An 11,759-nucleotide genomic window follows, 5' to 3' on the forward strand; every position below is an offset into this window, starting at 1 on the left:
AACGCGGGAGACCAGTGCATCCACCACCGTTCGGGATGCGCCAGTTGACCAGGACTGGGTACAAGACTCACTCCTGCTCACTGACTAGGAACGGTAGGCGTTCCACCGCCACTCATCCGCCCACGGTTTGCGTATCGCGCACCCCGGCCGGCGGCGCCGGCGTCGGCACTCAAGGGCGAGCCTGAGCGTAAGGCCGTGGTCCGGGGATACCCGGCGGCCATGGCGAAGATGCATGTTCCAGGGCGAAAAGCCCATCACAGTGACGAGCAGGCACCGGCCCGTGGTGTGCCGGACCCGGAAGAGGCCGGGCCGGGGCCGGAGGTCGAGGAGTCGGCGCCCGACCGGCCGACAAAGCTGCCCAAGCGGGCGTGGGGCAAGGTGCTGACGGGGAGCTTTCGGGAGTTCAAGGACGACGAACTCACCGACCGGGCCGCCGCGCTGACGTACTACGGGGTCCTGTCGCTGTTCCCGGCACTGCTGGTGCTGATCTCGCTCCTGGGCATCGCCGACAAGTCGGCGACCGACAAGGTACTGGCGAACCTGCGGCATCTCGCTCCGGGATCGGCCAGGGACATCATCACCCGGTCCGTGGAACAGCTGCAGAGCCATGCGGGTACCGGCTCCCTCATGGCGATCGTCGGCCTTGTGCTGGCCGTTTGGTCGGCCTCCGGCTATGTCGCCGCCTTCATCCGCTCGGCGAACGCCGTCTACGACATGCCGGAGGGCCGACCGGTGTGGAAGATCCTGCCGGTGCGCGTGGGCGTGACGATCGTGCTGATGGTGCTGGCTGTAGTCAGCGCGCTGATCGTCGTCTTTACCGGCGGCATCGCGCGTCAGGCGGGAGCCGCGCTCGGTATCGGGGACACCGCGCTGACGGTGTGGTCGGTCGCCAAGTGGCCCGTCCTGGTCGTTCTCGTCACCGTGATGATCGCCATCCTCTACTGGGCGAGCCCCAACGCCAAGGTCAAGGGCTTCCGGTGGGTCACGCCGGGCAGTGTCCTGGCCCTGTTGATCTGGCTGGCCGCGTCCGCCGGTTTCGCGCTGTACGTCGCCAACTTCGCCTCGTACAACAAGACGTACGGCACCATGGCCGGCGTCATCGTCTTCCTCGTTTGGCTGTGGATCAGCAACCTGGCCGTCCTGCTGGGTCTGGAGTTCGACGCGGAGACCGTACGGCAGCGGGCGATCGTCGGCGGCCTCCCCCCGGAGGCGGAGCCGTACACCCAACCGCGCGACACCAGGAACTGGGACGAGGAGGACCTGCGCCGCCTGGGCGAGATCTGAGCTCCGCGGCGGACGCCGGGATGGCGTCGGGCATGGGTTGCCGACCCCGGGATACCCGCTGTCGAAGCGCCCTGGAACCGGTGCGGCAAGGACCCGCTCCCCCGGGCGGCGCCGCCACCGGCGGTCGGCTCACCGGGTCGGGCAGTGGCCCGCGAGTGAGCGTCTCCGTGGCACACGGTCCGGCACCGAGCCGGGCGTCAAACCATCGACACCATGAAAAGGAGGCTTCGGCATGTCGCAGGTCGAGGAGTCCATCGAGGTCAATGTCCCGGTCCGCACGGCGTACAACCAGTGGACCCAGTTCGAGACCTTCCCCGCGTTCATGGACGGCGTGGAACGCATCGAGCAGCGCAGCGACACTCTCACCCACTGGGTGACGAAGATCGGCGGTGTGCAGCGGGAGTTCGACGCGGAGATCACCGAGCAGATCCCCGACGAGCGGGTCGCCTGGACCACCGTGGACGGCGAGGCCAAGCAGGCCGGCGTCGTCACCTTCCACCGCCTGGCCGAGGACCGCACCAAGGTCATGCTGCAGATGGCCTACGAGCCCGAGGGCCTGGCCGAGTCCGTGGGCGACAAGCTCGGCGTCGTGAACCGGCGGGTCACGGGAGACCTCAAGCGGTTCAAGAGCTTCATCGAGCAGCGCGGCGGCGTGGAAACCGGCGCCTGGCGCGGCGAGGTCTGACCTCACCTCGTCGCCCGAGGGGCGGTGCCCTGGACCTCCACCAGGGCACCGCCCCCTTCGGCAGTCGGCCGAGTGCCCATAGTCCGGCGTGGCGTGGGCTGCGTCACACGTGACAGAACGCATGAGCAAGCGCTTAGATAGTGAGTGCGTCAGATGCGTCGTCCCGGGCTGGAGGCCACGTTGTTGTTCACATCCGTCGACGACGTATCCGCGCGCCTCGCCGAGACCGGGTATCTGGCCTCCCCCGCGGTCGCCACGACGGTCTTCCTGGCCGACCGGCTCGGCAAGCCGCTATTGGTGGAGGGCCCGGCGGGGGTCGGCAAGACGGAACTCGCCAAGGCCGTCGCCCAGGTCGCCGGGGCCCAGCTGGTCCGGTTGCAGTGCTACGAAGGCGTCGACGAATCACGGGCGCTGTACGAGTGGAACCACGCCAAGCAACTGCTGCGCATCAGCGCGGGCCGTGACGAGACCTGGGACGAGACGCGTACGGACATCTTCAGCGAGGAGTTCCTGCTGGCGCGTCCCCTGCTGACCGCGATCCGGGGCGACGGGCCGAAGGTCCTGCTGATCGACGAGACCGACAAGGCCGACGTCGAGGTGGAGGGTCTGCTGCTCGAAGTGCTCAGCGACTTCCAGATCACCGTCCCGGAGCTGGGGACGATCACCGCCACGAGCCGTCCGTTCGTCGTGCTCACCTCGAACGCGAGCCGCGAGTTGTCGGAAGCGCTGCGCCGCCGCTGCCTCTTCCTCCACATCGGCTTTCCCGAGGAGGAATTGGAGCGCCGCATCGTCCGGCTGAAGGTGCCGGGCCTCGACCAGGCCCTGACGGAGTCCGTGGTGCGCGTCGTGGGGGCGCTGCGTGCGATGGATCTGCGGAAGGTCCCGTCGGTCGCCGAGACCATCGACTGGGCGCGCACCCTGCTGGCACTCGGGGCCGACACCCTCGACGAGAACGTCGTACGTCACAGCCTCGGAGTGCTGCTCAAGCACCAGGACGACGTGCTCAAGGCGGCCGCCAAGCTCGACCTGGACGCCGTGTGAACTCCCCGGACGCGGGGGTGGCGGAGCGGCTGACGGGGCTCGTCGGCGCGCTCCGCTCGCACGGCCTGCGGATCGGCACCGGCGAGACCGTGGACGCCGCGCGGGCTCTGGAGGCACTCGGCTTGACGGACCGCGAGCTGCTGCGTGAGGGACTGGCCGCCACACTTCTGCACGGGGAGACGCAGCGCCGCGTCTTCGATCCGGTCTTCGACGTGTACTTTCCCAGCCGTGTCGGGACACCGGGCGCAGACGCGACCCCGGACCGGGAAGCACTGCGGGAACGGCTCGCCGCCGCCCTCGCGGCCGGCGACGAGGAGCTGACGGCGCGGTTGGCGACCGAGGCGGTGAGCGGCTTCGGTGGTTACGGCGCTTCACCGGGCTCGGACGGCTGGTCGTCATACCAGACGCTCGACCGGCTGCGCCCGCAGACGCTGCTGGCTCGCGTCCGGGACGCCGTCAGGGCGCAGTCCGGGGCGTCGGGGTTCACCGACCGGCTGCTGGAGGACGAGATCCGCAGGCGCATCGAGGTCTTCCGTGCGCAGGTCGCCGCCGAGGCGCGGCGCCGGGTCGCCGAGCGCCGCGGCAGGGACGAGATCGCCCGGCGCGCGGTCGCCCCGACGCCCGACCGGGTCGACTTCCTCTTCGCCGGACGGGATCAGCTCGCCGAGCTGCGCAGGGTGGTTCAGCCACTCGCCCGCAAGCTGGCCACCCGGCTCGCGGCCCGCCGCCGTCGTGCTGCCCGGGGCACCATCGATCTGCGGCGCACCTTGCGTGCCTCACTGTCGACGGGCGGCGTCCCGATGCATCCCGTACTGCGCCGGCGCCGCCCCGTCCGGCCCGAACTGGTGCTGCTATGCGATGTGTCGGGTTCGGTGTCGGGATTCTCCGACTTCACGATGCTCTTGGTGCAGGCGTTGCACGACCAGTTCAGCAAGGTGCGGGTCTTCGCCTTCGTCAACCGCGTCGACGAGGTCACGGGGCTTCTGGTGCGCGGCGCGGCGGATCCCGGCCATCTCAGTGCCGGAATCCTGTCGCAGGCGGCGGTAACGGGATGGCACGGCAGCAGCGACTACGGTGTCGCGTTCGGAGAGTTCACGGAGCGATACGCCGACGCGGTCGGTTCCCGTACGACCGTATTCGTCCTCGGTGACGCGCGTACGAACATGAGTGACCCGAATCTGCCGGCGGTTCGGCACATCTCCGAACGGGCCCGCCGTGTGTACTGGCTGAACCCCGAGGCACGTTCCCAGTGGGGCGCGGGTGACTCCGCCGCGCCCGACTATGCCGCGCTCGTCGAGATGTACGAGTGCCGCAACGCCCGGCAGCTCAGTGCGCTGGTCTCTCGGCTGCTGCCCGTGTGACCACATCCCGACACGGGCTTCTCCCGGCGTGGTGATGTGGATGCCCCGGACCCGTGTGGACCGGGGCATGACGGACGGTTAGGCGCCTGTCCGCGCCGATCCCCCGCGCAAAATGACTGCCGGTGGAGGCCGTGTTGCGCCGGCGCGGTGTGTCTGCGGACCTGTTTCTGCCGCTCAGCGCGGTCGACGCCGGGGCAGTCGTAACCGGCGCCGAGCGTGCATATCACCCGGCCGGCCGACCTGACGTGCCGTCGGCCATCGTGCCCGGAAGTCTAGACTCCGTGACGGCACCAGCACCTCGCCCGCATTTGTCCGGTACGGGTGGAGCCACCTGCGCGACGGAGGAGGCGTAATGCTGCATCGCTCCGGCCGGACTCGCTGGAGGCGCTTCGCCGCGTTTCTCGTCACGGGCGTCGCCGCCGCGGCGGCACTCTGCATCGGTATGGCCCAAGGAGCGCTGGCCGCGTCGTTCCTCATCTCGGGCCAGCGTTTCCAGGTCGCCGCGAACACACTCAACGCCCGTGGTCTGGCCCTCTATCCCATGGTCGACGTGGCCAGGAAGGGCACGCTCGTGCCGGTCGTGGTTCTGGGGTTCCGGCACGCGAACATCAGCCGGCTGTGCCTGTCCGTGAACCTCTCGATCCCGACACTGGGTACCTACACCCTCTTGCTCACCGGCGGTGACCGCAGCCGGGTCGAGGCGACGAACCTGTTCATCGACGCGACCTCAATCTCGGCCGATCAGGCGAACAGCAACAACATCGACATCGGTGTGGCGGCGGGCTCGATCACGAAGGGGCCGATCAATCCGGGAGACAGAAACTCGCGGTTCTTCGACCCCAACGTCTTCGCCCAGCAGGCCGATTCCATCGACCTCACCAACGTGCGCGTGACCTCGGTCGCGGTAACGGCCGCCACGCTCAACATCCCCGGCCTCGACGTGCAGATCGAACCAGGCAGCCACAACTGCTTCTGACCCCGTGCCGACCCAGCACGGGCACATGCGCGCGTCAACGCCCGCTCACCGCATGTCCTGTCCGTCCCCCCACCACGGAGAGCACACGTGTTGTTTGATCCGTTCGAAACAGGCTCGGGACTACGCGCCACCGTCTCCGGCATCCGGCGCAGATTCTGGGTGTGGCGGGGCGAGCGGCCCTTCTGGGCGGGGCTGTTCACCCTCACGGCGGGACTGCCCATCATGTACTTCCCCTACACGCACCTGAGTCTGCAGGGCATCGCGCTGGCGCTCTCCACCACGTCCGGGGCGGCGTCCCTGGTCATCGGAGTCCTGCTCATGACCCTGGGCATCTCTCTCTGGTTCCACCAGGAGGCCCGTGTGTTCGCCGGGATCGCGACCCTGCTGCTCGCCCTCATCTCGCTTCCCGTTGCGAACTTCGGGGGCCTGTTCTTCGGCCTGATCTTCGGCCTGATCGGTGGTTCCCTGGCCTGCGCCTGGGCTCCACCCACGGGCGCCGACAAACCGCCCTCAGCGCATCCGGCAGCCACCCCCGTACCGGCAGGAAAAGAGCAAGAACGTCCGTGACCCCCGCCGGTCGTGCGCCACGGGCTCGCACGACCGGCGCAGCATCATGGATCCACGGGTGGTCCGTCGTCTGGGTGCCGGCACCGGCGGCTTCTCAGATGTCGGAGTCGATGCCGGTGATCACCGACGGCCCCAGGGGGGCACTGGCTTCGTCCAGCCCCGCGGCACGCAGAGCGGAACCCGCGAGGTGCTGGGCGTCCTGCTCGGCGTGGGGTCCGCTGTCCGCCTCGACGGTGAGGCGCATGGTGAAGGTGTTGTCCTCGTTCACGGTGAGGATGTCGAGGTCCTCCTCGTTCCCCTTCTGGGTGTGGTGCGGATCGGCCGGGCGCAGCGCCTGGACCAGGTCGGCTCTCGTACCGGGTGCGATGGGGCCGGTGAAGGTGCCGGGCACGGTGATCACGTACGTCGTCATGTCGCTCCCTCGTTCGGCTCTTACACCGCGTACCCAGTTTCCGGCCTCGGCCACGTCGCCCGGGGGCAGCCCGTAACCGGTCATCGCGAACGCGGGGCGGCGCCGTGCCCGCCGAAGGGGCCGGCGGCAGCCCGTCGACACCCCGGTCGGGCAGTCGGCCCGACGGCGCAGCGAACAGCCCGTCGACCCGGTCGGGGGCTGGAGCGAGACCGGGCGCCGAGGAGTGGAGCCGGGCTGTTCCCTCGCATGCGCCTCGAGCCGGTCCCGCTCCGATGCGATGCCGCGCCGCTACGCCGTGCGGTGCTGCTCGCGGGCCTCGCGAGCCCACCGGCCGAGGACGGGGACACAGGACTCGGCGAAGTACTCGTAGTCCGCGGCGGTGTTGTAGACATGGGCGGACAGCCGCATGTATCCGATGCCGTCGAAGCTGGTGAAGGCGGCTTCCACGTCCAGTTCTCCGGCCACCCGGTCACGCAGCGCGTCGGCCGCGACGCGGGATGTGCCCAGACCGTCCGGCAGCCGCACCAGCCGCATGCCGGGGACGGGCATACCGACGTCGACGGTGCCGCCGATCCCGGTCAGGTCGGCGAACGCGGTGCCGATCACGTGCGCGGCGTAGTCGGCCAGCTCGTCCATGTACTGGCGGGCGGCCTGCCAGCCCCAGGTGCGCTCGACGAAGTCCAGCGCTGTCGGTGCCGCCAGGTAGGCGGTGGCATCCAGGGTGCCCTGCTGGTCGAAGCGGTCGGGGTAGGGATCGGCGGCACCCCAGGAGTCGATCAGGGGGTAGAGGCTGTCGCGCAGCGGCCCCCGGGCGATCAGCGCCGCGGTGCCGCGCGGCGCGCAGCCCCATTTGTGCAGGTTGCCGACCCAGAAGTCACAGCTGACGCCGGCGAGGGGCGCGGCAAGCAGACCGGGCGCGTGCGCGCCGTCCACGAGCAGCGGTATCCCCCGCTGCCGGGCCACCTCGCCGATCCGGTCCACCGGCATCAGGCGGGCGGTGGCCGACGTGATGTGGTCGAGGACGACGAGGTCGGTGGCCTCCCCGATCTCCGCGATCACGGCCGCGTACGCCTGCTCCTCGCCCGCGTCCAGCGGCACCCGGGCGGTGCGGACCCGGCCGCCCCAGCGGCGCGCCAGCCGCTCGGCGCCCATGGTGACAGCACCGTAGCCGTGGTCGGTGACGACGACCTCCCCGCCACGGCTCCGCTCGAGTCCCGCGAACACGACGCTGGCGCCGGCGCTCGCGTTCGGCACCAGCGCGAGATCGTCGGCGGACACACCGAGAAAGGCAGCGAGCTCGCACCGGGTCTCGGCGATCCGCTGCGGCTGCGCGGGGAACCAGACCACGGGTGAGCGTTCCATCTCGGCGCGCAGTTCCTGCTGCCGTCCCTGTGCCACAAGGGGGACCGCGCCGAACGAACCGTGGTTCAGGTGCTTCAGGGCGGGATCCAGCGACCACGCCTCGGCGGCAGGCCTGCCGTCGGCCAGTAGCAGGGGGTGCGGCGCGGTGGTGACCTCGGTCCCGCTCACTTGACTCCCGATCCTTCGAGCCGGAACGTCCGATGCGGTGCACCGGACTCTTCCAGAGAGACGTATGACGACCTGGGGATCCTGTCATCGCCATTTCCCTGGACGCAAGCGACTGAAGTGGAACTTCATCGGACGACCCCTGCTCGACCCGCCCAAGACATCTGATGACTCGCTACAGTGCCGAGAGGCTCCGGCGACGACGTCGCAGCCCCTCAGGGGCGCGAGCCGCAGCCCACAGAGCGGCGAGAGGAGCGGGATGTCCGCAGTCGAGAAGGCGTTCCACGGGCTACGGCACATGATCGCGACGGGGCGTCTCGGCCCGGGTGAACGCATTCCGCCCGAAGGCGAGCTGTGTGAGGAGCTGGGCGTCTCACGAGGGTCCCTGCGCGAAGCCGTACGGATGCTCGCCGCCCTGGGGGTGATCGAGCCGCGCCACGGATCGGGCACGTACGTCTCCCAACTGCGGCCCGAGGACGTCATCGGCAGTCTCACGCTGACCTTCGAGCTCCTCCCCCTGACCGGCCTGCTGGAGGTCTACGAGATCCGGCGGGTACTGGAGGCGCACGTCGCGGCGCAGGCTGCCGCACGCAGCACGCCGGAAACAGTGCGTGGGCTCTACTCGCTCATCGAGGCGATGGAGGCCACCGACGACCCCGCCGAGGCCGCCGAACTCGACCACCGCTTCCACGCGGAGATCGCCCGGATCGGCGGCAATCCCACCCTGGCGTCCCTGCTGTCGGTCTTCCGCGCCCGCTCGGGCAAGTACCGGGTCTTCACGCTCCCCGAGGGCCCTCGGCTGCGCAGCAAGAGCGACCAGGACCACCGCGTCCTGGCCGATGCCATCGCCGACCGCGACCCCGTCGCTGCCGCAGGCGCCGCGCAGGCCCACGTCGCCCAGACGGAGCGCTGGTTGCGCGCATTCACGCCCTCCGTGGAGGACGACGACGTCCGCGACTGACGGCTGCGTCGGCCGCTCCGCGGGCGGAACGAGGTACGCGACTGAGTACGCATACGGATGGCATGGCGCGGCGACGCCGCAGCACGATGCTCCATATGACGGATCTTTCCGCAGAGACGGCCAGACGGACGCGCCGCACCGTTATCGCCTTCCTCGTGGTGACCGCTGTGCTCCTGCTCCCGCTGTTCGGCTGGCTCTGGTACGCCGCCGAGGATGCGCTCCGGCGCAAGAGCACCACCGACTGGGTCGCCAATCACCGGGCCAAGGAACCGCTGGTGCACGCCGCCCTGCTGCTCTGCGGCGCTCCGCTGGCCGGAGCCGTGTGCGGCTGGACCGGAGCCACGGTGCTGGGCCGTCGCACCGGCGTGCCTGCCGCCGCGGGCGCCATGCTCGGCGCGATCGGGCTCTGGGTATTCGGCCTCGTGGCGATTGTCATCGCCTTCAGGAACGCCACGTTCGACTTTTGAGGCGACCGCACCGCGGCTGTTCCTCGTGTCGGATCGCAAAGTCCGCGCAAGGCGCCCCCCGGGGGATGTCGCGGGCGTCGTGCGACAGCCCGCGACACCCCGAGGCCGGGATCGTTCCGGCCGTGTGAAGGGTGAGACCGTAACGGCTCAGGATCTCGTTCACCGGCTGGAACCACGTCTCACCGCCGGAGCTGCAGTTGCCACAGCCGCCGGAGGTGACGCCCTGCGCCTGGTCGCCGCGGATGAAGGAGCCCCCGGAGTCGCCCGGTTCGGCGCACACGTTCGTCTTCGTCATCTCGTGCACGGCGCCCTGGCTGTAGTCGACGGTCTCGTTCTTGGCCGACACCGTGCCGCAGTGCCAGAAGGTGGTCTCCGCCGGACAGTCGACCCGGCGGATCGTCACGCCCCGGCGAGCAGAGGGTTGATGTCGTCGCCTTTGCGTCGGTATTGGCGGAGGTTCTGGTGGTCTTTGAGGCGGGCGATGGTGTGTTCGGCGACAGCGCGGCGCCGGCGGAACCGGCGGTAGTTGCGGTCTTTGATGAGGCGGCCGTCGGGTCCACGTCGGGGTGTGCGGATGCGGTCGGATCCGCGATACCCGCCGTCGCCGGAGAGCCGGGGGTGGTCGGGCAGGGTTTTCCCGAGGGTTTCTCGGAAGACGACGATGTCGTTGCGGTTGCCTGGCCATGCGTCCCCGACCGCGACGACCCTTCGGTCGCGGGCCCGCCAGACGACCTGCACGTTGACGCTGCGCCGGTAGTTCTTCGACTTCGCGGTCTTCTTTTTGTCGTGGACAGGAAGCAGCGTGCCATCCACGACCCATAGTTCGCGCCGGTCGGTGGGTGGCGGGCCAAGACGTTCGGCGAGGGGTTCGGTGAGACGGTCGACGACTGGGTGGACGGCCGAGTCGGAGATGGCGAACGGGGTGCCGAGTTGCTGCAGGGGCAGGTTGGTCCGGTAGGCGAGGACGAGGAGTAGCACGCGGTCGGTGAACGGTAGCGCCCCGGGCCGGCCGCGCCCGGTGTCGGGTTTCTGTTCCCACAGCTGCTTCACGAGCCGGTGCATCTGGGGTCCGGTCAGTCCGGTCCAGGCCCGCAGGTCGGTAGTGGTGCAGTAGGTCAGACGCAGGCCCGTAACCGACAGCGTAGGGAGTCAAGCTGACTGGCTGCAGGGGGCGTTGTCAGTGGTGGCAGGTAGCTTTGATGTGATTGCCGATCCGGCGCATGCCCGGAGGGGTCTCCGTACGTCGGCGGATCCACAAGGAGGTGGGAAAGTCCGTGAGCACGAGCCTGCTCGATGCCGCGCCCGCCTCCGATGCCGCGCCTGGTCGCCGCTTGCGGGGCAAGAACAAGGGCGAGCGCTGGAAACGCGGCGAGGACACCGAGCTGGCGGTCATCCGCCTGCCCCTGGACGTCCACCGCCTTGAGGACCTGCAGCGTGCGGAGAACCTGTACTCGGCGATGTGGTCGCTCAAGCGCGCCCTGCAGCGCGATGCCCGCGCCGCGGTCGACGCGTACTGGGCCGGCGACGTGCGCCGCGAAACGGACGCGAAGGCGTGGCGGCAGGTGCTGGGCCTGTCCCGGGAGGGGATGGAACGCCGCGGCTACCGGCACATGGAATGCTCCCGCCACCTGGGCCATCATGTGACGAAAGCTTTGGTGATGCACCAGGCCGACGAGGTGTGGGAAGGCATCGCCCGGCACCTGTTCCCGGACGCGGCCGGCCGCAGGTTCGGCCGGCCCAAGATGGGGACCTGGTGGCAGTACACGCGGATCCCTGGCCGGGCCCGCTCGCATACGAGCGCACGCAAGTGGGAGACGTTCCGCCTGCACGGCACCCTTGCCGGACACCTCGCCGCCTACCGGCACCGCGGTCTCGGCTCGGCGGTGACGACGCCGGAGCAGGCCGCCGCACTGCCGTCCGGCACGAGCGTCCTCGCGCAGCCCCGCCCTCTACCCACACCCGCCCGGCCCTTCGGCCGCGTGCCGACCGGCGAGGTCACGTCGAAAGGCACACCGAAGACCCGTGCCGCGACCTGGTGGGACCACACCGGCCCCCTCGCCCTGGTTTTCACCGGCGGCGCCGACTCCCAGCGCGGCGACCTCGTCCTCCCGGTCCGCCTGCCGTCGGGCGCGGGCCGCTGGCCCCGCCTACCGCACTTCCTGAACAACCCGCAGACGTGGCACAAGGTCGATCTCGTCCGCCGCCGCGACGCCTCCGCGCCCGGCGGGTGGGCGTACGAGGCGCACCTGATGGTGCTCTGCGGCGGGTACGCATCACCGTCCACCCGCGCCCGCCGCAAGAATGCGGCCGGGCTCGAGCAGGTCGGCGGGATCGATGGCAACGTCTCCAACCTGTCCGTCGTCTCCTTCCCAGGCACGTTCGACCGCCGACGGCGCAATACAGACGAGTCGTGTCGAGCTCACCGTCGCAGCACGTGCCGCGCCGGCGAAGGCCCAGCGTAAGGAACGGGGCCGGAAA

12 protein-coding genes and 1 pseudogene are annotated in these 11,759 nt (G+C 69.9%); 9 read left to right on the top strand and 4 right to left on the bottom strand.

What is annotated here, in order from left to right; genetic code table 11:
- The first annotated feature begins 219 nt into the window (after positions 1–219).
- From ACWDA7_RS44705 to ACWDA7_RS44730, 6 genes are all read left to right on the top strand, one after another.
- Complete coding sequence (locus tag ACWDA7_RS44705; RefSeq protein WP_450612878.1) at positions 220–1,284, top strand: YihY/virulence factor BrkB family protein; 1,065 nt, start codon at positions 220–222, stop codon at positions 1,282–1,284.
- Positions 1,285–1,516: 232 nt separating this feature from the next.
- The gene (locus ACWDA7_RS44710) at positions 1,517–1,969 is read left to right on the top strand and encodes an SRPBCC family protein (RefSeq protein ID WP_450612880.1); all 453 of its coding nucleotides are present in this window, start codon (positions 1,517–1,519) and stop codon (positions 1,967–1,969) included.
- 183 nt (positions 1,970–2,152) lie between these two features.
- Positions 2,153–3,010: an AAA family ATPase gene (locus ACWDA7_RS44715; RefSeq protein ID WP_450612898.1), complete on the top strand. Its 858-nt coding sequence runs from the start codon at positions 2,153–2,155 to the stop codon at positions 3,008–3,010.
- Positions 3,007–4,371: a vWA domain-containing protein gene (locus ACWDA7_RS44720; protein WP_450612882.1), complete on the top strand. Its 1,365-nt coding sequence runs from the start codon at positions 3,007–3,009 to the stop codon at positions 4,369–4,371. The genes ACWDA7_RS44715 and ACWDA7_RS44720 overlap by 4 nt, the downstream gene beginning before the upstream one ends.
- A gap of 352 nt (positions 4,372–4,723) precedes the next feature.
- Positions 4,724–5,347 carry a DUF6230 family protein gene (locus ACWDA7_RS44725; RefSeq protein WP_450612884.1) on the top strand — a complete coding sequence of 208 codons (624 nt, stop codon included), beginning with the start codon at positions 4,724–4,726 and terminating at the stop codon, positions 5,345–5,347.
- Between the two features lie 87 nt (positions 5,348–5,434).
- Positions 5,435–5,914 (top strand): DUF6114 domain-containing protein, encoded by a 480-nt coding sequence (locus ACWDA7_RS44730; RefSeq protein ID WP_450612885.1) that lies wholly within the window; start codon positions 5,435–5,437, stop codon positions 5,912–5,914.
- Positions 5,915–6,008: 94 nt separating this feature from the next.
- On the opposite strand, the gene ACWDA7_RS44735 is transcribed toward ACWDA7_RS44730, so the two are convergent.
- Complete coding sequence (locus ACWDA7_RS44735; protein WP_450612887.1) at positions 6,009–6,326, bottom strand: hypothetical protein; 318 nt, start codon at positions 6,324–6,326, stop codon at positions 6,009–6,011.
- A 288-nt stretch (positions 6,327–6,614) separates the two neighbouring features.
- Positions 6,615–7,856: an aminotransferase class V-fold PLP-dependent enzyme gene (locus ACWDA7_RS44740; RefSeq protein ID WP_450612889.1), complete on the bottom strand. Its 1,242-nt coding sequence runs from the start codon at positions 7,854–7,856 to the stop codon at positions 6,615–6,617.
- A gap of 256 nt (positions 7,857–8,112) precedes the next feature.
- Between ACWDA7_RS44740 and ACWDA7_RS44745 the strand changes: the two genes are divergently transcribed.
- Entirely contained in the window at positions 8,113–8,814 is a 702-nt protein-coding gene (locus tag ACWDA7_RS44745; RefSeq protein ID WP_450612891.1) for a FadR/GntR family transcriptional regulator, read from the top strand.
- Positions 8,815–8,909: 95 nt separating this feature from the next.
- A complete protein-coding gene (locus ACWDA7_RS44750; RefSeq protein ID WP_450612892.1) occupies positions 8,910–9,281 on the top strand; it encodes a hypothetical protein in 372 nt (123 codons plus the stop codon).
- 118 nt (positions 9,282–9,399) lie between these two features.
- Here the strand turns inward: ACWDA7_RS44750 and ACWDA7_RS44755 are convergent.
- A pseudogene (locus tag ACWDA7_RS44755) lies at positions 9,400–9,651 on the bottom strand (S1 family peptidase); the annotation flags it as partial.
- Between the two features lie 29 nt (positions 9,652–9,680).
- On the bottom strand, positions 9,681–10,343 hold the full coding sequence (locus ACWDA7_RS44760) for a transposase (protein ID WP_450612894.1): 663 nt from the start codon (positions 10,341–10,343) through the stop codon (positions 9,681–9,683).
- Between the two features lie 212 nt (positions 10,344–10,555).
- On the opposite strand from ACWDA7_RS44760, the gene ACWDA7_RS44765 reads away from it, so the two are divergent.
- Positions 10,556–11,743 (top strand): hypothetical protein, encoded by a 1,188-nt coding sequence (locus ACWDA7_RS44765; protein ID WP_450612896.1) that lies wholly within the window; start codon positions 10,556–10,558, stop codon positions 11,741–11,743.
- The last annotated feature ends 16 nt before the right edge of the window (positions 11,744–11,759 follow it).

The organism is Streptomyces sp. NPDC001156 (assembly GCF_053598275.1).